The 19,895-nt window shown below is 68.5% G+C and carries 21 protein-coding genes, 2 tRNA genes and 1 pseudogene; 12 read left to right on the top strand and 12 right to left on the bottom strand.

Annotation, left to right across the window (positions count from 1 at the left end):
* Positions 1 to 181 precede the first annotated feature (181 nt).
* From HZS55_RS19900 to HZS55_RS19945, 10 genes are all read left to right on the top strand, one after another.
* Positions 182 to 982, top strand: coding sequence for a helix-turn-helix transcriptional regulator (locus HZS55_RS19900; protein ID WP_179909290.1), 801 nt, complete (start codon positions 182 to 184; stop codon positions 980 to 982).
* A 166-nt stretch (positions 983 to 1,148) separates the two neighbouring features.
* Positions 1,149 to 1,928, top strand: a complete 780-nt coding sequence (locus HZS55_RS19905; RefSeq protein WP_179909291.1) for a TMEM165/GDT1 family protein — start codon at positions 1,149 to 1,151, stop codon at positions 1,926 to 1,928.
* Between the two features lie 74 nt (positions 1,929 to 2,002).
* Positions 2,003 to 2,929 (top strand): HhH-GPD family protein, encoded by a 927-nt coding sequence (locus HZS55_RS19910; protein ID WP_179909292.1) that lies wholly within the window; start codon positions 2,003 to 2,005, stop codon positions 2,927 to 2,929.
* A gap of 107 nt (positions 2,930 to 3,036) precedes the next feature.
* On the top strand, positions 3,037 to 3,615 hold the full coding sequence (locus HZS55_RS19915; RefSeq protein WP_179911931.1) for an NADPH-dependent FMN reductase: 579 nt from the start codon (positions 3,037 to 3,039) through the stop codon (positions 3,613 to 3,615).
* Between the two features lie 87 nt (positions 3,616 to 3,702).
* Positions 3,703 to 5,175, top strand: coding sequence for an ATP-binding protein (locus HZS55_RS19920; RefSeq protein ID WP_179909293.1), 1,473 nt, complete (start codon positions 3,703 to 3,705; stop codon positions 5,173 to 5,175).
* A gap of 56 nt (positions 5,176 to 5,231) precedes the next feature.
* A tRNA-Leu gene (locus HZS55_RS19925) sits at positions 5,232 to 5,315 on the top strand.
* 339 nt (positions 5,316 to 5,654) lie between these two features.
* A complete protein-coding gene (locus tag HZS55_RS19930) occupies positions 5,655 to 6,368 on the top strand; it encodes a TIGR00266 family protein (protein ID WP_179909294.1) in 714 nt (237 codons plus the stop codon).
* Between the two features lie 111 nt (positions 6,369 to 6,479).
* Entirely contained in the window at positions 6,480 to 7,484 is a 1,005-nt protein-coding gene (locus HZS55_RS19935) for a nicotinate-nucleotide--dimethylbenzimidazole phosphoribosyltransferase (RefSeq protein ID WP_179909295.1), read from the top strand.
* Between the two features lie 124 nt (positions 7,485 to 7,608).
* Entirely contained in the window at positions 7,609 to 8,412 is an 804-nt protein-coding gene (dacZ, locus tag HZS55_RS19940; protein ID WP_179909296.1) for a diadenylate cyclase DacZ, read from the top strand.
* Positions 8,412 to 9,200, top strand: a complete 789-nt coding sequence (locus HZS55_RS19945; RefSeq protein WP_179909297.1) for a mechanosensitive ion channel family protein — start codon at positions 8,412 to 8,414, stop codon at positions 9,198 to 9,200. Before dacZ ends, HZS55_RS19945 begins: the two co-directional genes overlap by 1 nt.
* Positions 9,201 to 9,262: 62 nt before the next feature.
* Here HZS55_RS19945 and HZS55_RS19950 read toward each other — a convergent pair whose 3' ends face one another.
* Together HZS55_RS19950 and HZS55_RS19955 are read right to left on the bottom strand one after the other, a co-directional pair.
* Positions 9,263 to 9,736, bottom strand: coding sequence for an acyltransferase (locus HZS55_RS19950; protein WP_179911932.1), 474 nt, complete (start codon positions 9,734 to 9,736; stop codon positions 9,263 to 9,265).
* A gap of 196 nt (positions 9,737 to 9,932) precedes the next feature.
* Positions 9,933 to 11,429: a DUF4397 domain-containing protein gene (locus tag HZS55_RS19955; protein ID WP_246308308.1), complete on the bottom strand. Its 1,497-nt coding sequence runs from the start codon at positions 11,427 to 11,429 to the stop codon at positions 9,933 to 9,935.
* Positions 11,430 to 12,279: 850 nt separating this feature from the next.
* Between HZS55_RS19955 and HZS55_RS19960 the strand changes: the two genes are divergently transcribed.
* Complete coding sequence (locus tag HZS55_RS19960; protein WP_218927243.1) at positions 12,280 to 12,477, top strand: hypothetical protein; 198 nt, start codon at positions 12,280 to 12,282, stop codon at positions 12,475 to 12,477.
* The gene (locus tag HZS55_RS19965) at positions 12,474 to 12,818 is read left to right on the top strand and encodes a hypothetical protein (RefSeq protein WP_179909299.1); all 345 of its coding nucleotides are present in this window, start codon (positions 12,474 to 12,476) and stop codon (positions 12,816 to 12,818) included. Before HZS55_RS19960 ends, HZS55_RS19965 begins: the two co-directional genes overlap by 4 nt.
* Before the next feature lie 135 nt (positions 12,819 to 12,953).
* Here HZS55_RS19965 and HZS55_RS22460 read toward each other — a convergent pair whose 3' ends face one another.
* The 10 genes and pseudogenes from HZS55_RS22460 to glmS all read right to left on the bottom strand — a co-directional run bounded on the left by HZS55_RS22460 (position 12,954) and on the right by glmS (position 19,794).
* Positions 12,954 to 13,310: a hypothetical protein gene (locus HZS55_RS22460; protein WP_246308309.1), complete on the bottom strand. Its 357-nt coding sequence runs from the start codon at positions 13,308 to 13,310 to the stop codon at positions 12,954 to 12,956.
* A gap of 9 nt (positions 13,311 to 13,319) precedes the next feature.
* Positions 13,320 to 13,364 (bottom strand): annotated as a pseudogene (locus HZS55_RS23070) (hypothetical protein); the annotation flags it as partial.
* Complete coding sequence (locus tag HZS55_RS22465) at positions 13,364 to 13,645, bottom strand: hypothetical protein (protein WP_218927244.1); 282 nt, start codon at positions 13,643 to 13,645, stop codon at positions 13,364 to 13,366. The pseudogene HZS55_RS23070 and the gene HZS55_RS22465, both read right to left, overlap by 1 nt.
* Positions 13,617 to 14,069, bottom strand: a complete 453-nt coding sequence (locus tag HZS55_RS19975) for a hypothetical protein (RefSeq protein ID WP_179909300.1) — start codon at positions 14,067 to 14,069, stop codon at positions 13,617 to 13,619. Before HZS55_RS19975 ends, HZS55_RS22465 begins: the two co-directional genes overlap by 29 nt.
* Before the next feature lie 138 nt (positions 14,070 to 14,207).
* Positions 14,208 to 14,278, bottom strand: a tRNA-Gly gene (locus tag HZS55_RS19980).
* A 126-nt stretch (positions 14,279 to 14,404) separates the two neighbouring features.
* Positions 14,405 to 15,445 carry an L-malyl-CoA/beta-methylmalyl-CoA lyase gene (gene citE, locus HZS55_RS19985; RefSeq protein WP_179909301.1) on the bottom strand — a complete coding sequence of 347 codons (1,041 nt, stop codon included), beginning with the start codon at positions 15,443 to 15,445 and terminating at the stop codon, positions 14,405 to 14,407.
* Positions 15,442 to 16,575, bottom strand: coding sequence for a 2-methylfumaryl-CoA hydratase (gene mch / locus HZS55_RS19990; protein ID WP_179909302.1), 1,134 nt, complete (start codon positions 16,573 to 16,575; stop codon positions 15,442 to 15,444). The genes citE and mch overlap by 4 nt, the downstream gene beginning before the upstream one ends.
* On the bottom strand, positions 16,572 to 17,867 hold the full coding sequence (locus tag HZS55_RS19995; protein ID WP_179909303.1) for a methylaspartate ammonia-lyase: 1,296 nt from the start codon (positions 17,865 to 17,867) through the stop codon (positions 16,572 to 16,574). Before HZS55_RS19995 ends, mch begins: the two co-directional genes overlap by 4 nt.
* A complete protein-coding gene (locus HZS55_RS20000; protein ID WP_179909304.1) occupies positions 17,857 to 19,347 on the bottom strand; it encodes a methylaspartate mutase subunit E in 1,491 nt (496 codons plus the stop codon). Before HZS55_RS20000 ends, HZS55_RS19995 begins: the two co-directional genes overlap by 11 nt.
* Complete coding sequence (gene glmS / locus HZS55_RS20005; protein ID WP_179909305.1) at positions 19,348 to 19,794, bottom strand: methylaspartate mutase subunit S; 447 nt, start codon at positions 19,792 to 19,794, stop codon at positions 19,348 to 19,350.
* Positions 19,795 to 19,895: the final 101 nt, after the last annotated feature.

Consider the following 19,895-nt stretch of genomic DNA (forward strand, 5'->3'; position numbering starts at 1 on the left):
AACGACTTGGACCCTTATAGCTCCGTTTAGAAATTCTTGAGCGGCGAGCAAGCGCCGCGCCCGTCGTCGCGATTGCACGCCGTGAAAGTCGGTCACGCCGTGCGGTCGGCCCGCGAGCGCGGCCGAAGGCGAGAAGCGGCCGGCCCGAAAACGGTTTAGCCCGACGGGCGCCACTCCCGATATGGACGCGGCGCTTGAAGACGTGGAGTTCCTGGCGCTCTCGGCCAATCGAGTGACGGTGTTGCAGTCGCTCGCGGCGGGGCCGCGGAGCCGCTCGGCCCTGGCCGAGGAGACCGGCGCCTCTCAGGCCACGCTGGGGCGTATCCTCGCGGACTTCGAGGAGCGCTCGTGGGCGCGCCGCACCGACGGTGGCTACGAGGCGACGGCGACGGGCCGGCTCGTCGCCGACGCGTTCTCCGACCTCCTGGACGCGCTGAAACTCGAGGTGGACCTCCGGGATATCGTGGCCTATCTGCCCACCGAGGAGCTGGGGTTCGACCTCGCTCGGCTGGCCGACGCCACGATAACCGTCCCGACGGAGACCCGGCCGAACGCGCCGGTCCAGCGGCTGATCGACCTGGAGCGCGACGCCGCGGAGGTCCGGGCCTTCTCCCACGCGTTCAACGAACAGACGCTCTCGCTGATGGCCGACCGGGCGACCGACGGGGCGGTCCGGTTCCGCGGCGTCTTCTCGCCGGACGTCGTCGAGGCGCTGGCGAGCGACGGCGCGCTCCGTCGCCACCTCCTCGCGCTCGTCGACGCCGAAACCGCTGCGGTCAGGGTCCGGTCGGCCGGCGTCCCGGTCGCGGGCACCCTCGTCGACGGCCGCGTCCACCTGCTGGTCCGAGACGACAGCGGCGTCCTCCGGGCCTCGATCGACACCGACGACGCCGCCGTCCGCGAGTGGGCCGACGACGCCTTCGACCGCTACTGGACGGAGGCGACGCCGCTCGACCGCGACGACGTGATCTCCCCGGAGTGAGACCGCCGGACGCGGACCCACCGGACGCCTCACCCTCCTGCGTCCCGGTACCGCGTTCGCCAGGCTTTTGATTTAGACGGGTCTAATTTGCGGATATGACGCGTCACGCGCGGTCCGTCCGGTGGGGCACCGCCGGGCCGGCGGTCGGGCCGGGGGTGGATACGCCGTGAGCGATTTTCTGGCGGTGATGTTCGCGGCGATGGTCGCACAGCTGGTCGTCCTGCCCGGCGAGAAGGTGCAGTTCATCATCGCGGGACTGGCGACGCGGTTCCGCCCGCTGACGGTCGTCGGCGCGGCGGGACTGGCCTTCGCCGGCTGGACGGCGCTGGAGATCTGGTTCGGTCAGGCGCTGAAGGGGGCGTTGCCGCCGGTGTACCTCGACGCGGTCTCGGGCGTGCTGTTCCTGCTGTTCGGCGTGTTGCTCCTCCGGTCGATCCCCGAGGGCGCACGCGTCCGGCCGGGCAGCGACGGTGAACCGTCCGCCGAGGAGGTCGCGGCGGCCGAGACCGACGGCGGGTACGCGGGCGTCGGCGGGAGCGGCGACCTCGACGTGTCGGTGCTGGGCCGGGACGTGCCCGACCGCTTCGGGAACTTCCTGCCGATCTTCGCGCTGATGGCGGTCGGCGAGTTCGGCGACAAGACCCAGCTGGTGACGATCAGCCTCGCCGTCCAGTACGGCGCCCACCCGGGTATCTGGGTCGGCGAGATGCTCGTCATCGTTCCCATCAGCCTCGCCAACGCCTACTTCTTCAGCACGTTCGCGGGCCGCTTCGACGCGGCGAAGGCCCACCTGTTCGGCGCGAGCGTGTTCTTCTTTTTCGGGATCGACACGTTCCTCGCGGTCTTCACCGGCTTCTCGGTCTGGGAGACGGTCGTCGGCGCGCTCGCGGGAGTTGTCCAGGGCGCCGTCGGCACCGTCGCCGTAGTCGCCCCGGCGCTGCCGTGAGCCGGTGACCGACGCCGGCCGACCGCCGACACCGATCGCCACCCACAAGCGGGTTCGGCCGATACCGACGGGCGATGAGTGACGCCGACGCGGCGGCGGGCGAGCAGTACCTCCCCGAGGACGCCGACGCCGTCCGCGACGCGCTGGTGGCGTGGTACGAGGCCGACCACCGCGACTTTCCCTGGCGCCGCACCGACGACCCCTACGAGATCCTCGTCTCGGAGGTGATGAGCCAGCAGACCCAGCTGAGTCGGGTCGTCACCGCCTGGGAGGCCTTCCTGGAGCGGTGGCCGACGACCGCCGAGCTCGCGGCGGCCGACCGCGCCGACGTGGTCGGGTTCTGGAGCGACCACAGCCTCGGCTACAACAACCGCGCGAAGTACCTCCACGAGGCCGCCGGCCAGGTCGAGGACGACTACGGCGGCGAGTTCCCCGACTCGCCCGACGAGCTCTCCGAGCTGATGGGCGTCGGACCCTACACCGCCAACGCCGTCGCGAGCTTCGCCTTCGACAACGGGAACGCGGTGGTCGACACGAACGTCAAGCGCGTCCTCTACCGCGCGTTCGATGTGCCCGACGACGACGCGGCCTTCGAGCGGGTGGCCGCCGAGTTGATGCCCGAGGGCGAGTCGCGCGTCTGGAACAACGCGATCATGGAACTGGGCGGGGTGGCCTGCGAGAAGTCGCCCGCCTGCGACGGGGCCGAGTGTCCCTGGCGCGAGTGGTGTCACGCCTACGGCACGGGCGACTTCACCGCACCCGACGTGCCGACCCAGCCCGACTTCGAGGGGAGCCGCCGGCAGATGCGTGGACGCGTCGTGAACGTCCTCGGCGAACACGGCGAACTCGAACTGGACAGACTCGGACCGCGCGTTCGCGTCGACTACGCGCCCGACGGCGAGTACGGTCGCGAGTGGCTCGCCGGCCTCCTCTCGGACCTGGACGACGACGGGCTGGTGGCGTTCGACCGCGAGGCGGGCGTCGCCAGTCTGGCGCGGTGATCGGGGGCGTCCGGGCGGGCGCTCGGTCGGCAGGTCGGTCTCGCGGCGAGCGACTCCGGACCGGCGCGACCGGCGTCATTTTCACCCGTCCCCTCGCAGACCGCCGTCTGCCGGACCAACCACACGTGGTCGCGCTCTGCGGGAGCCTTCGCGAGGAGAGCTACACGCGCAAGGCGCTCCGAATCGCGCTCGACGAGGCCGAGGACAGGGGTGCCAGCGTCGACCTGATCGACCTCCGCGAGCTGGATCTACCCCTGTTCGACGCGGACGACGACGCCGGCGACGCCGAGGAACTGCGCGAGCGGGTGGGGCGAGCGGACTCGGTCCTCCTCGGGACGCCCGTCTATCACGGCTCGTACTCGTCGGTCCTGAAGACCGCGCTGGACTACTGCGGGTTCGACGAGTTCGAGCACACGACCGTCGGGCTGCTGTGTGTCGCCGGTGGCTCCTTCCCGATCACCTCGCTGGACCACCTGCAGTCGGTCGCCCGCTCGCTCGACGCCTGGGTGGTCCCCCATCAGGTCGCGCTCCCGAAGGCCCGGTCGAAGTTCGAGGGCGCGGCGCTGCGCGAGGCGAGCGACGCCGAGCGTGTGCGAACGCTGGGCCAGCGCGTCGTCGAGTACGCGACCATCGAGCCGGACCCGCCCTGCCCGGAGAGCGCGGAGAACGTCGGTGCGACCCACTGAGCGCCGCCGGCACGACGCGACCCGACAGTATCGGGTTCGGCGACCAGGCCGATACATGTAAACGAGCGGGGGGCACACGGCTGGACAATGAGCGACGGCGCGGCGGTCCTGTGGGTCGACGAGCGGTCGGCGACCGGCGAGAGAACGGGCGCGACCGGGAGCGGCGGACCCGAACGGCTGGAACGGGCCGGCTACGCCGTCGTCCGGTCGACGCCCGGCTCTGTCGGCGACGCGCTCGCCGCCGAACGGGCACAGTGCGCGGTCTGCGACACCGGCGCGCTCTCGGCGGCCGAAGCGGTCGAAGCCGTCGAGACGGTCGTGGGGAGCGCACACGCCCTACCGGTCGTCGTGTTCGCGCGCGACGGGGACGAGTCGCTCGCCCATCGAACCGTCGCCGCCGGCGCCGACGAGTACGTGCCCGCGTCGTCGGGCCGCGGGCTCGTCGACGCCGTCGACCGCGCGGTCGAACGGGATCGGGCGAGCGAGCGCGACCGGGGAGCGAAGCGGCGGCTCGACGCGCTGTTCGCCGACACGCCGGACCCGGTCATCGAGTACGCGTTCGTCGACGGTCGGCCGGTCGTCGAGTCGGTCAACCGGGCGTTCATCGAGACGTTCGGCTACGACCGCGCGGTCGCCGTCGGCGAACCGCTCAACGACCTGGTCGTCCCCGAGGGCAAGCGCGACGAAGCCGCGTCGCTCGACGAGCGCGTCCACGCGGGCGAGCGCCTCCACGTCCAGATAGAGCGCGAGACCACCGACGGGAGCCGGGAGTTCCTCTTCCGGAACATCCCCGTCGAGTCCGGCGAGCGGGCGGTGGGCTACGCCGTCTACGTCGACATCACCGACCAGAAAGAGCGCGAGCGCCGGCTCCGCGAACAGAACGACCGGCTCGACGAGTTCGCCGGCGTCATCGGCCACGACCTGCGCAACCCGATGGGCGCCGTGAAACACCGCATCGAGATGGCCCGTCGAACCGGCGACGACCGCCACCTCGACGACGCCCTCTCCGCGCTCGACCGGATGGACGAACTGCTGCGCGACCTCCTCCGGACGGCCCGCCGGGGCGAGAAACTCGGCGAGACCGAGCCCGTCTCGCTCGCCGAAGTCGCCCGCACCGCCTGGGACCACATCGCTACCGGCGAGAGCTCGCTGGTCGTCGCCGAGGACGCCACTGTCGTCGCCGACCGCGGCCGGCTGACACAACTGCTCGAGAACCTGTTCATCAACGCGGTGGAACACGGTGCCACGAGCCCTGCTTCGCAAGCACTCGACGAGGGCAACGAGCGCGACGTCGCCAGCGACGAGCGCGGGGCGGTCGAAGTCAGGGTCGGCGTCGGCGGGGACGGTTGCGTCGTCGTCGAGGACGACGGACGAGGCATCCCCGCCGCGGACCGCGGAGAGGTGTTCGCGTCCGGGTTCTCGACGGCCACGGACGGCACCGGCTACGGGCTGGCGATCGTCCGGCAGGTCGCGCGCGCTCACGGCTGGGAGGCCGCGGTGACCGAGAGCGACGAGGGCGGCGCCCGCTTCGAGTTCCGCGGCGTCGAGTTCGCCGACTGACTCCCCGTCGAAGCAAACGACACCTTCTTGACGCCGTCGGCGATATCGACGGACGCGCGCGGGTAGCCAAGCCAGGAAACGGCGCAGCGCTTAGGACGCTGTCCTGTAGAGGTCCGCCGGTTCAAATCCGGTCCCGCGCATCGAGCGAGTGAGCGTAGCGAACGAGCGAGAGAGCAGGACCGATTTGAACCCCGGAAGGGACGCGCAGCGACCGTCGGGAGTGAGCATCTCTTCCTCCGGTTCAAATCCGGTCCCGCGCATTTTGCTGCGAGCAGTACGCGAACAGCAACATCGCCGGCGGATTCGAGCCCCATCAGTCGCGCACAGCGAGCGGAGCGAGCGAGCACGTCTGATTCCGGTTCAAATCCGGCCCCGTGCATCTCCGGCGCGGTCGCTCGAACGTCGCAACTGTCCTCAGCGAAGGGGCTCGAAAGCTGTAGGAAAGGTATAAATAATCGGTGAGCGACATCCCGGGTGAGATGCGCTACACGATCGACAAGCGACCCAGCTACGCGGTGCTGGAGCTGGAGCTGGCGGAAGGCGAGGAGATCGAGACGAAGCCGGGTGCGATGATGACCCAGTCGGCGGGCATCGAGAACGAGACGAGCATCGGCGGCGACGACGGCGTGATGGGGATGGCCAAGCGGGCGATGAGCGACGAGCGGGGGCTGATCGAGAACACCTACTACGCGACGGCCGACGACGCCGAGGTGACGCTGGTGCCCGACCACCCCGGTGATATCACGGCGATAAACGTGAGCGAGCGGGGGCCGATCCGGTCGCAGTCGGGGTCGCTACTGGCGTGGGAGCCGCTGGTCGAGCGCTCGACGGAGCTGAACAACACCTCGAACCTCTTCTCGTCGGGGGAGCTGACGGTGCTGGGCATCTCCGGGCAGGGGATGGCGTTCGTCTCCTCGTACGGGTCGATGTACGAGGTCGACGTCGAGCCCGGCGAGCCGCTGACCGTCGACGAGGACCACCTCGTCGCCTGGTCGGAGGGGCTGTCGATGAGCCGCCAGCGCGACGGCAGCATCAAGTCGACGATGCTCGGCGGCGAGGGCTACGTGACGGAGTTCTCCGGCGAGGGTCACGTCTGGCTCCAGACGCGCAACCCGCTGACGCTGATGGCCGGCGGGACGGCACACGAGGACGACGACGACGCGGGCGGGCCGAGCGTCGACGACTTCATCTGACCGGGCGAGCCCGCCGCCGTGCCGACGGAGTTAACACCTCGCCGTCGAACCCGTCGGTATGACCGAACCCGGAGACGCGCGGGAGACGCGGTCCGCGAGGGGGAACGGACTGTGCGCGTAGTGCTCGCGGTGGGGACGACCGAGACCGCGACGATCGACGGGATCAGCGCCGCAGGCGCCGACGCCGAGGCGATGGTACACACGCCGAGCGCCGACGCCGAGATAGTGGCGTACGGCGAGCCGATCCGGGCGCCGGTCGTGCCGGTGAGTCCGACGGGGACGCCGACGCCGGCGCTGGTGACCCGGGCGGTTCGGGACCTGGTGGAGTTCGACCTGACCGTCGTCGACGCCGGGCTGGCCGAGCCGACGGGCGCGCCGACGGTGACCGTCGGCGCGCGACCGGGCGGCGACGTTCGCGACGAAGACCCGGTCGCGACGGCCCACGGCGCCTTCGAGGCGGCGCGGCAGTTCGGGCGAGCGCTGCCCGACGACGCGATATATCTGGGCGAGTCGATCCCGGGCGGGACGACGACGGCGCTGGGCGTCCAGGCGGCGCTCGGCGAGCGCGGGGGTGCCGGAGCCGGCGTCTCCTCCTCGCTCCCGGAGAACCCGGTCGAGCGCAAGCGCGAGGTGGTCGCCGAGGGGCTGGCGGCGAGCGGTCTCGACGAGGGCGCGGCGGCGGGCGAGCCGAAGGTCGCGCTCCGACGGATGGGCGACCCGGTGCTCGCCGTGGCCGCGGGGACCGCGTTGGGCTGTCTGGAGACCGACACGGCCGTGACGCTGGCCGGCGGGACGCAACTGGCGACGGTCGCGGCGCTGTTGCGCCACGCCGGCGTCGACGGGACGCTGGAGCTGGCGACGACGAGTTTCGTGGCCGCGGACCCGTCGGTCGACCTGGACGCCGTCGCCGACTCGCTGGATCTGTCCGTGACGGTCACCGACCCCGCGTTCGACGAGGGCGACCACCCGGCGTTCGACGGGTACCTCGCCGGCGAGGCCAAGGAGGGGGTCGCGATGGGCGGCGCGCTCGCGCTGGCCCGCGCCGCCGGCGTCCCGATGGCCGACGTTCGCGACCGCGTGCTGGCGCGCTACCGGTCGCTCCCGGACCTGTCATAGTACTGCTGTTTCGAGCGGCTACGGAGAATCGCTGACTCTCGGCTCGGCCGCCACGCATGACGAGCGCGTGACGCGGGTCAGACGTGCCGAAACGCTTTTTCCTGTCGGATGAATTGATACGACAATGACCGGGCTCGACGAGTTTCTGGAGGGGTTAGTCGCCGACGCGGACGCGGTCTGTCTGTTCTCGCCGGGGAAGTCCCACTACGAGACGCTGGCCGGCGACGACGTGGTCGTCGTCGGGCCGGACAACGACGTGGAGGCCGACGCGTTCGTGAAGCTGCCGCTGGAGTTCGAGGATCTGCGTGACCAGATCCGCTTCGGCGTCGAGGGGGCCGTCGAACACGGGTACATCGACGAGGACGCCGACCTGGTGTGTCTCGCGAAGGTGTTCGGCGAGGACGCCGACACGGTCGCGCGGGTCCGCGCCGACGAGTTCGAGAAGTCGGGCGTCTACGGCCTCTTCGCCAACTCGCGGGCCGAGCCCTCCGTCATCCGGGACGTGCTGGAGGTGGCGGTCGAACTCGGCAAGAAGGGTCAGAAGGGCAAGCCGGTCGGCGCGCTGTTCGTCGTCGGCGACGCCGGGAAGGTGATGAACAAGTCCCGGCCGCTCAGCTACAACCCCTTCGAGAAGTCACACGTCCACGTCGGCGACCCGATCGTGAACGTGATGCTCAAGGAGTTCTCGCGGCTCGACGGCGCGTTCGTCATCTCCGACTCCGGGAAGATCGTCTCCGCCTACCGCTACCTCGAACCCTCCGCGGAGGGCGTCGACATCCCGAAGGGGCTGGGGGCGCGTCACATGGCTGCCGGCGCGATCACGCGGGACACGAACGCCATCGCGATCGTCCTGTCGGAGAGCGACGGGCTGGTCCGGGCGTTCAAGGCGGGTGAGCTGATCCTGGAGCTGGATCCGGAGGCGTACTGATGCAGATCGAGTGGCCCGACGTCATTCGGTCGGTGTTCTCCGAGCGCGGCGCGTTCGCCGCCTCGATCGCGGTCCTGTTCCTCGGCGTGTTCGGGAGCTACCTCGTCTGGCGCTGGACGCGGAAGTTCCTGCAGGGCGCCGGCGTCTCCGACGCCGTCGAGGGGACGCCCTTCGAGCGGACGGCCAGGAGTTTCGGCACGTCGACGGTCGGCATCGTCTCGACCATCGCGGCGGTCTTCGTCTACGTCCTCGCCATCGTCCTCGCCGTCAACGTCGCTCAACTGGGCGACACGGCCCTGTTCTGGAACACGCTGGTCGAGTTCCTCCCGAGCCTGTTCGTCGCCGCGTTCGCGCTGATCATCGGCCTCGTCGTCGGCGACAAAGCGAAACTCCACGTCAGCGAGCGCCTCCGGAGCGTCAAGCTGCCGGAGGTCAACGTCATCCCCGAACTCGTCAAGTACAGCCTCTTCTACGTCGCCATCCTCATCGCGCTCGGTCAGCTCGGCGTCGAGACGATGGCGCTGGTCGTCCTGCTGGGCGTCTACGCCTTCGCCATCGTCGTCATCGCACTCGTCGCCTTCTGGGACCTCCTCCAGTCGGGCGCCGCGGGCATCTACCTCCTGCTTCGGGAACCGTACAGCATCGGCGACCGCGTCCGCATCGACGACAACGAGGGGATCGTCCAGGAAGTCGATATGTTCACCACACGTATCGAGAGCGACGGCGAGGAGTACATCGTCCCCAACCAGAAGGTCTTCTCCAGCGGCATCGTCCGCATCCGGAACTGATCCGGCCGGACTCTCCCGCCGCTCACCACTGTCCGCTCCCGCTCGCCACTGTCCGCTCCCGTTCACCCCTCGTCCTGAACGGTCGCCGGGACGCCCGCGACGGTCGCCCCCGCCGGCACGTCCTCGGTGACCAGCGAGTTGGCGGCCACCTGTGCCCCCGCGCCGACTTCGACGCCCGGGAGGACGACGGCGCCGGCGCCGATCATGGCCCGCTCGCCGACGACGACCTCGCCGGTCCGGTACTCCTCCTGCAGGAACTCGTGGCAGAGGACGGTCGCGTCGTACCCGACGATCGCGTGGTCCTCGACGGTGATGAGATCCGGCCAGAACACGTCCGGCGTCGACTCCAGCCCCCACGCGACGCCCGTCCCGACCGTGACGCCGATGCGGCGCAACAGCCAGTTTTTCAGCCGCATGCTCGGGCACACCCGGCAGGCCAGGATGACGACGTAGTTGACCATCACCCGCAGCGGATGGCGAGCGTCGGTCCAGTGGAAGATGGAGTTGTACGGCCCCGCGGTCGCGTGACGAGTCACCCGGTCGTACCGCGGGTTCGAGCCGTTGTCGGCCGTCTCCGACTCGGCTCGGCCGCCGCGAGCGGCGTCACTGGCCGCCTCGTCGTCGCCGTCCGCCCGCGTGTCGTCGCTCACGCTCGGGCGTTCGTGCGCCGCTGTCTTGAATCTCGTCACATCGTTCGACGCCGCCCGAAAAAAGTAGTGCTCGCTCGCGGGTCTACGCGCCGGCTTCCGTCGCCGTGTCGGTCGCCGTTCCAGCGCCGGTGTCGGTCGCTGTCTCGGTTCCGGTATCCGTACCGGTGTCGGTTCCAGTATCAGTTGCTGTGTCGGTACCGGTGTCGGTCGCCGTGTCGGTACCGGTGTCGGTCGCCGTGTCGGTACCGGTGTCGGTCGCCGTGTCGGTACCGGTGTCGGTCGCCGTGTCGGTACCGGTGTCGGTCGCCGTGTCGGTACCGGTGTCGGTCGCCGTGTCGGTACCGGTGTCGGTCACAGTATCGGTACCGGTGTCGGTCGCCGTGTCGGTACCGGTGTCGGTCACAGTATCGGTACCGGTGTCGGTCGCCGTGTCGGTTTCGGTCGCCGTCCCGTCGTCCGTGGCGGTTTCCGTGTCGGTCTCCGTCTCGGTGTCGGTGGTCGTTTCGGTCCCCGTCTCGGTGTCGGTCGCCATCTCGGGGAGCGAGACGGTCATCGTCGCGTCCTCCACGGGGATGACGGTGAACGAAGCACCGGCGGGTGCGTCCTCGGGGTTCGCGTAGCCGGCCGCGAACACCGAGTAGGCGCTGCCGCCCTCGGCCGAGAGGTCGGTGGCGAAGAGCACGTCACCGGTCTCGTTCGAGCGGATCTGGACTCTGTAGTCTCCCGCCGGCACGTTCACGTAGTCCGTGGCGTTGCCGTACGTGAGGTTCTGCGCGAGGTAGGTCTCGTTGTCCTCCTGCTGGGCCGGCATCAGGTTGTCGACACCGACGGTATCGGTCGGCGTCGCGGTCGCACCTGCCTCGGTGGCCGTATCGGTCGCGCCGGCGACCGTCGAGGTGGGCGTCGCGCTCGGCGACCCCTGCGCGGTGGCCGTCTCCGTGGCCGTTCCGATGTCGGTCGCCGTCTCGGTGCCCGTCTCCGTGTCGGTGGCCGTGTCCGTCCCGTTGTCGGTCGCCGTCTCGGTGCCCGTCTCCGTGTCGGTGGCCGTCTCGGTGCCCGTCTCCGTGTCGGTGGCCGTGTCCGTCCCGTTGTCGGTCGCCGTCTCGGTCTCTTCCGTCGGGCCTTCGGTGACGACGACGTCGACCGCGGGTCCGTCCGGCGAGAGGTGGGCGATGCTGACGGCAGCGGACTCGTTGTCCGGCTCCCAGGCGTTGTCCTCGAAGATGACCGGCTCGAACTCGGTCGCGGACCCGCTGGAGAACTCGCCGCTAGCGGCGAGCGTCCCGACCGTTCGCGGTTCGAGGGTCAGGTTCCCCTCGAACAGGACGGTGCTGGGCTGATCCGCGACCGTGATGTTCGCGGTGTGGTTGCCGCTGTCCAGCGCCAGGTACCCGGTCACGTCACCGAACTCCGCGCCTTCGACGACGGTCTCGTTGTCGACCGACACGTCCACCGCGGGCGCGTCCGCGGAGAAGTGCCCGATCCGGAGGTACGACGTGTCCTGGGTCTGTGTCGCCGTGTCTTCGTCTTCCTGTGCCGCGAACGACGACGCCGCCCCGCCCGCCGCGAGCGCGCTCACGACGAGTGTCAGAGCGACGGCTCCGACTATCGCTTTCGTGTATCTATCGTAAGTCATGCGACTGAGGACAAGGCCGAGATACACTTTGTTATCCCCCGCCCACGAGTCCGCCGCGAGACGTAAGCTCGAGCAACCGCCGCCCGGTCACGGCTAGTCCGAACTTTGTGTTATCGGATACCGAACGCATCAGGTCGCCACAGACGACGCGAACGGGCGGTCCGCCAGTGGGCCCCGCTTACCGCCGGTAACAGCACGTTACTCGCGATAGTGACCCGGGTCCCGCTCCTCTCCCGGCGGTCGATCGACTCCGGTGACACTCGTATACGACGGCGGACAGAACTGCGAAAACCGGTATCCGAGTCGCGCGTCGAAGCTGCGCGACCCGGCCCGTCGACGGCTCGAACCGCGCCGTCGGTGGCACCGCTCGTCACTGCTTCGAGGGGGAGATGCGCCGGCCGGGATTGAACCGGACGAAGACGTTCCGGGCACGTGGCCTCACTCCGTTCGGCCATTCCGGGGCTGCGAATTCCAGGGTTCGAATCCCTCCGGCGAGTTCGCTCCTCGCGTCCGCTCGTCGCAGAACTGCGCCGGCCGGGATTTGAACCCGGGCCATGAGCTTGGAAGGCCCGAGGGTTCTACGCCCCGAAATGGACCATTTCAGCGGCCCATCTTACCGCTACCGCCTATTCCACTACCTAATGCTGCATAGTACTAAGAGTCACTTAAGTATACCGATGGGAACCCACCCAGACATTCTCTGGTAATCCTTCGAAAACACTAAACTCAACTCCCGATCCGGCGATACTCGGAGTACCGTGGTTTTATATATCTGGGATGTATTGAACTTGACATGGACTTATCCCCCCCCCCCCGACTTCTCGCTTTCCTGAAACATGAAATGGAGGAAATCAAGAACGACCCCGACCGCTCTCTCGAAGACCGTAACCATGCATCGAGCGTGCTTGGGAAAGTGAACGGGGAGATAGAATGGGAGAAGGAACAGAACCGGAACGAAGTTACGCCTGAAAACGAGCCAGTACCTCAGTGAACCGCCGACGATTTCTGTCCCGTTCTTCAAAAGTTGCTACCGTTGGAGCACTTACAGCCGTAGCTGGCTGTAGTAGTGGGAAGACTGTAACCCTCCGGATCTCCTTAGATGAAAAATGGAGTGCGGAAATGAGATCTGACGATGAAGATATACAGAAAGTAGAACGAGAAGGAGACGAGAAATGGACTTGGGAGAATCCGAATTGGGTCTGGGCAAAGGCATTTAAAGAAGAGGAAAGTGACTCCCTACTCAATCTAAATATAATGGTTGACGGGGAGATGGTTTCCTATGGAGAAATATCCCACACCAACGGTGTCGCGAGAGTCAGTTACTCGAAATAAAAAATCCCCCCACCGTTTCCGGTGAGGGGTAGCTTACATACTTTTCCTACTTATCTCCCGGTTCTGCTGAACACGCTTCATACAGCTCCGGATTTCTCTCTACATCTCGACGCATATCTCGTTCAGACTGCCAGTTCATGCACAAGGTGAGAAGAAACACTCGTCACACATCGAACAGTCGTCAGTTGGCTCAAGAGTGCCATCACAGTCGTCCTTCGGACAAGAAGCTCCATCGCCATCCTCGGCCACCTCAATGCCGAAGGACTCTGCCTCCGCGTCGGTCATATCTCCACGAAGGTAGATTTCCAACGCCGTTTCGCTCACCTCTTCCTCATCATCGAGGCCGTTGTCCATCCGAGTGGTGAGAACCTGTTCGTTTCGGGAACCGTCTCGATAGACAGTCAACCCCTTGATCGTCGCGCCGATTTCGTCGTCGGTGAGCGCAAGACGATAAGCGTCACCCACGTCCTCTCGGGTTGCATCATTCGGCATATTGACCGTCTTACTGATACCAGAATCACAGAACTCTTGAAACGCTCGCTGCATCAGACCATGCTGTCGAGACGAGAGATCCTGCGTCGTGACGAAATCTCCTTCAGTTCCTCCGGAATTGGGAGGTCGTCCACGCCGTCGAACTCGTTGTCTCGCATGAGCTGTTCGGATTGCTGTTTAATTTCATCGACGGGCAGGTCATTCTCTTCCAGGGCGGTGAGGAAGTAGTCGTCAAATTCAACCAGCACGTCGTCGCCCTGGATATCGTTACCGACGTTCTTGAAGTTCGCCACGTCGTAGACTGGCTCACACCCACCACTGGTGTTTCCAATCATCGAGGGGGCGGTTCTTCTCCCGGCGAAGGAATTTGAATAACCGACGAAGTGATTTCTCGATCGTGTAGATGTAACTGTCGCTATCGTCGCTGTATCGGACGAGCGTGTCGATCAGTTCGGTCGCGTGTTCTGGCGTAAGTTCTGTCGTGTAGCCGTCAGTTTCATTCCACAGCCAGAGGTAGGATTCGTCGACTTTGTAGTGCGTTGTCTTCGTTGTCGCTTCTGAGTAGCCTTCACGTCGTTTGGGAGTTTTTCCCTCGACCAACAGCCACTCGATGAAGTCTTCCTTGAGAGTGCGATAATCGCTGACCAGCATCTCGTTATATTCTTCGAGGTATTGGCGTGTGTTTTGCGCGATGGGGTTGACTGGCAGTTCAAGATCCCGCACTCCCGTTCCATTTTTCTCGTCTTTTTCGATATTCATCGTTGATCTTTGGACGGGTGTAAAACCGCATGATGGCGGGCGGTTTTGCGTTTAGTGTTACGCGCCGTTTACCCAATTTTTATTTTCACGGCTATTGAGTAGTGGAAAATGCGGCATGAGGGCGCGTAGCTCCCGATATGCGCCGGCCGGGATTTGAACCCGGGCCATGAGCTTGGAAGGCTCAGGTCCTACCACTAGACCACCGGCGCGCTTCGCTCCTCTCGCGTCCGAAGTTCGCGAACGGACCGCGTTCGCTCACACCGGCGCGCATCCGTTCGTTTCACACCGCGAATTAAGGGTGTTTCCTTTCGGCTCGAACCGGCCGCCGGCCCCGCTCACCCGAACCGGACGGTCACCGACCGCGCCCGTTCGAGCAACGGTTCGTCGTAGGCCTCCGCGGTCTGGGTCGGGTGGACTTCGTCGATGGCCCGGACCGTCTCGACGGTGTTGGCGAAGTTCCGGTAGGTCGCCTCGTCGACCATCTGCCCGTCGAGGACGACCGCACCGGTCCCCGCTTCCTTGGCCTCGTTGAACCCCTCGACCTTCTCGACGGCCGACCGGAGTTCCGCGGGCGCGGGCATGTGGACCCGGTTGGCCTGGGCGGTCTGCTTGGGGTGGAGCGACCACGAGCCGTCGAGGCCGATGCGCGCCTCCCGTTCGACCCGGTCGGCGTAACCCGGCGCGTTGTAGTAAGTGACGCCCGCTCGCTCGTCGAACAGCCGGTCGAACGGGCCGCCGACCGCGACGAGTCCGCCGGCCGACGCCTCGTTGGAGAGCCGTTCGAGCAGGCCGTCCCAGCGCGGGCGGTCGCCGCCCATCGCCCGGCCGCCGAGGTCCGCCGTGTAGTCGACGGGGCCGAAGACGAGCCCCGCGAGGCGGTCGCTCTCGCCGAGGCGGGCGATGGCGGGCAGGTCCGAGACGGCCGCGGCCGTCTCGACGATGACCGCGAGTTCGATACTGCCGTCGTCGAAGCCGTGCTCGCGCTCGGCCTCGGCGACGACGCCGGCCGCGGCCTCCACGTCCGAGAGACGGCCGACCTTCGGTACGACGACGCCGTCGAGGTGTTCGCCGACCGCGGCGACGAGCCGGTCGATCTGCTCGTGGCCGCGGTCGCGAAAGTCGGGGTCGTCGTGCGCCCACTCGACGCGGGGCCAGATCTCGCCGCCGAAATCGGGGGCCAGCTCGGGGAGCCGGGCGACGACGTTGTCGACGGCTTCGGCTTTCACGTCCGGGGCCGTCCCGTCCTCGATGTCGGGGACGAGCCAGTCGGGGGCCTCGAACCCCTCGGCGCGGAGGCCCGAGTCGAGGTACTTCGCCGAGTCCTCGCGCGGGACGGCGGCCGGTGCGGTCTGGAAGGTGCGTGCGAGTCGTGTCATGGGTGGGTGCTCCCGTCGGTCGCGGTCGGCGCGTCGGTGTCCTCGCGGTCGATCAGCGCGCGTCGAGTCCCGGAGTAGACGGGCCGCTCGTCGGCGGTGAACGCGACGTGTTCGAAGGTGACCGCGCCGGCTCGCGACGGCCCCTGCGAGCCGTCCGCGTCGAGGACGCGGGTGAAGCCGAAGACGGTGTCGCCGGCGGTCACGAAGTCGTGGAACCGCTCGTCGTCGAAGGCGAGTTCGCGGTAGGTGCGCTCGTCCGAGCGGGCGTGGCCCAGCGCGGTCGAGCGGGTCACGTCGCCGTAGGCCACGGGTTCGCCCGACGGCGAGTCCGACATCGCGGCCGCGTTGTGGTGCTGGCGGGCGGTGTTGAGCGTCGCGAGCGGCAGGGCGGCGACGGTCAACTCGTCCATCGTCCGCCCGCGCTCGTGGCGGTAGGCGACGGCGGCGTCGCGGTCGGCCGCCCGGTCGAGCGTCCGACGGAAGTCCTCGAAGGCGCCGCCCGTCGGCGTGACGAACGTCTCGGGCAACTCGGGACGCGAGGCGGCGTCGGCGAGGGCGGAATCGTCATCGTCGCGGTCTCCGTCCGTCGGCTCCGAGCGGCCGCCGTCGGTCGCCGCGGGCTGGCGCCGGGGGATCATGTTCGTCCGTTCGTAGGAGACGAGGGTGTCGCCGCCGTCGGCGTCGCACCCGCGGGTCTCCCAGGTGACGACGCCGTAGTCGGGCCGGGAACTCGACTCGCGGGTCGCCGTCACGGTCGACTTGACCCGGAGTTCGGTCCCGGGGGCGATCCCGTGTTCGTGGAAGCGCACGGAGTCGCGACCGAGGAAGTAGCCGCCCTTCTCGCTGCAGTCCTCGACGGAGGGGCCCATCACCGCGGCCAGCAGGTAGTCGGGGTGGATCGGCGGTTCGTCGAACCCGCGAGCGCGGGCGGCGTCGCTCCGCCAGTAGGCCGGATCGTGGTTGAGGGTCTGGCTCGTCCAGGCGTCGTTGCCGTGCCGGGTGAGTCGGAGCCCGGGAGCGTGTTCGATCACCTGTCCCTCGGCGAAGTCCTCGAAGTAGCGCCCCTTCTCGCGGGTGTCTGCGCGGTCCAGCGCCGCGGCGAACGTGTCGGGGTCGGTCCAGTCGGTCATCGGGTACCACCTCCCGAGCCGTCGGCGGCCACCTGTGGGTTCGCCCGCTCGCGACGGGCGAGCGTCCGGCGCATCTCGTTGGCGACGACCATGTACCCCTCGTCGAAGCCCATGCCGGGCTTGGCCAGCAGCTGGGCGGCGTCCGTCGCGAGCGCGACGTGGACGCAGGCACGCGCCGAGACGGCCGTCTCGTTGCAGGTGCCCCCGAGGTACGCCCGGGTGTCGGTCCCCTCGCAGGCGGTGACGGCGCGGGCGCTGCGCTGGACGCCGCCCAGGTCGGGCGTTTTGACCTGCACCACGTCCGCCGCGCCCTCGTCGACGAACGCGCGCACGTCGTCGAGCGTGTTGCACCACTCGTCGGCGACGACGTCGACCGCGACGCCCGCGTCGGCGAGGCCGTCGCGGAGTTCGGCCATCCGGCGGATCTGTGCGGCCCGGTCGCCGGCGTCCATCGGCCCCTCGACCTGGATCGGGTGGGGGTCGGCCGCGGCGGCGAGGTCGGCGAAGTACTCGACGACTTCGGCGCGGTCGTAGGGCGGGCCGAACAGCTCGCCGACCGTCCCGTACACGTCGACGTGGAAGCGCGGCTCGTAGCCCTCGGGGCCGAGGTCGGCGGCTCGCGAGCCGAGCCAGTCGAGGTAGTCGACCAGGCGCTCGCCGTCGCTCCCCAGTTTGGCCTCGCTGTTGAACAGGCCGTGGGGGAGCACCGGCACGCCCTTCAGGAGCATCTTCTCGGCGTTGCGCCGACGGGCGTCCCCGGACTGGCCGAAGACCGGGACCGGCTCGGTCGCCGGCGTCGTCCCGAGCGCGTCGGCGAGGACGCCCGTCGGCGTCGTCCGGCGGGCCCGCGCGGCGGCGAACAAAAGCGCCTGGGAGACGCCGTAGCGGACAGCAGTGTGGAGCCGGTCGTCGTCGCCTCGGTCGTCGTTCGACGGGAGCGACTCGACGACCGCGGCGTTGTCGGCGAACGCCCGCGGGTCCCGCCCTTCGAGCGCCTCGGCGACCGGCCCCTCGACGACCGGCCGAGACTCCTCGGCCCGGAAGAGCGGGTCGCGCCCGCCCGCACCGGAGTACTGGACGGCCGCACAGTCGCCGCGGACGGCGCTCCCGTCGGCGAGTTCGACCTCGACGAGCAGCGCCTCGCCGGCCTGCCGGACGGCGTCGAACCCCTCCGTGACCGGGTCGCCGGCGTAGGCGAACCCGTCCTCCGTCGCCCCGGCCTTGATGGCCCGCTGGTCGTCGACGTAGAAGCCCGAGACGCCGGGCGTCGCCCGGACGGACTCAATCCGCATCGCTCTCACCTCCCGCCGGACCGCCGGTGTCGCCCGGCGCGTCGGTCCCGTCGCCGGTCCCGGGCCGGCCGATCAGCTTCCCGTCGCTGATGGCGTCGACGTCGTCGGCGACCATCCGGAACGAGCGACTGCGCCCTTCGGTGCGGGCGCGCTCATCGAGGCGCGTCTCGTGGATCTCCCGGACGTCGTCTGGGACGGCGAGGTTCCCCCATTCGAGGACCCGGACGCGGCCGTCGTCGTCGCGGGCGGGCAGGACAGCGGCGGCCGCGCTGTCACTCGGGGCGAAGGGCACGTCGAGTTCGCCCGACTCGAAGGCCGCGACCGTGCCGCGGGCGGCGTCGCCGTCGCCGCGGGCGATGGCCGTCTCCACGAGCGAGCGGGCGGTCCGTTCGATCAGTTCGCGTTCGCGGTCGATGCCGTCGACGACGATGTCCTGTTCGACCATCATATCGATGAGCTGCCTGGTGGTGCGGAGGCCGCTGGCGTTGGCCTCGCGAGTCGGGACGCCCTGGAACTCCTGGGGGGACTTGGTGATGACCTTGTCCGGCCGGGCCAGCGCCGCGGTCGCGCCGCCGAGGCCGATGACGCCGCTGGCGCGGGCCTCGTCCGGCGGGAACCCGCCCATCCACTCGTGGAAGACGGTGGTGACGACGGTGTCGTCGGGGAGGTACGCCTCGCCGAGACCCCGGAGGGCGCGCAGCGCGGCCACGTCCTGGACGACGTTGCCGACCTGGCCGTAGCCCAGCGTGAGCGAGCGGACGCCCTGGGTCGTCGCGAGCAGGCCTTCGAGGATCATCACCGCGATGGCGATGGCCGGCGGGACGAGCGTGCCCGTCAGGGGGCCGAAGGGTTCGCGGTTGATCCGGACGCCGCGCTCGGTGTAGGCGCCACAGAGGCGGTCGACGAACTGCCAGTGTTCGATGGTCTCGGCGAGGTCGTGCTCCTTGGTGTAGGGGATGTTGTACGAGATGGGGCCGCCCTCGAAGCTCTCGAACCCGCCGGCGAGCGTGACGACGGCCAGCAGGCGCGCGTCGGGCGTCCCGTGGCGGACCTCGACCGGCGCGTCGACCGACCGGACGAGGTCCCGGCAGGCGTCGACGCCGTGGTTGACGGCGGGGAAGCCGTTGAGCGTGTCCTCGCCGGACTCGCGGGCGTCGTCGAGCCCCTGCTGGGCCTTCCCGTACTCGTTGTCGCGGGTGTACGAATCGATCGTGGTGGGAAGCAGGTCGGCGCCGCCCTCCGATTCGAGGTACCGGAGGAGGTCGACCTGGTCGTCGAGTCGCGGGACGCCGGCGCGGGGCTGGAGGAGCGGTCGGTCCGCCGATTCCAGCACGTCCGCGAAGCGCTTGGACGGGGGGAGCGAGTCGTGGAACTCGACGGCGGCCTCGAAGTCGGCGTCGGCGCCGGTTGGCCAGCGGTCGCGCAACTCGTCCGCCGTCTCCCGTAGCTGGTCGCCGGGAATACGTTCGTCTCGGACCATCTACGAGTCGACCCTGACCCGGTCGGTCGCGGTCTCCGTGACGGTCGTATCGAGGTCGCGTTCGAGCGCGGCGACGACGGCCGAGGGGTCGGTCTCGGCGTCGAAGACGCGGTCGAAGCCGAGCTCGCGGAAGTGCTCGGCGGTCTCCGACCAGTCGTCCTGGCCGACCGCGAGGTTGCCGCCGATGTAGGTGACCGCGTCGCAGTCGGCCTCGGCGAGGCGCTCGTGGAGCCCCCGACAGTCCTGCCTGGCGTGTCCGTAGAGCGAGGAGACCAGTACGGCCCCGGCGTCGTGGGCTTCGGCGGCCGAGACGAACTCGGCTCTGGAGGTCTGGACGCCCAGGTTCTCGACGTCGAACCCGGCCGCGGTCAGCGCCTGTTCGATGATCGTGATGCCCACGACGTGCGCGTCGGAGCCGATCACACCGAGGATGACTGTCTGCCCCATGTGAGTATCACCACCGACGGGCGCATCCGTCATAAACATAATGGTCTTTCATTATAGTCTTGGTACCCGTTGCCACAGGCCCGTAGCGCCCCGGGCCACAG

Origin of the sequence: Halosimplex rubrum (assembly GCF_013415885.1) — an archaeon.
Classification (GTDB): domain Archaea; phylum Halobacteriota; class Halobacteria; order Halobacteriales; family Haloarculaceae; genus Halosimplex; species Halosimplex rubrum.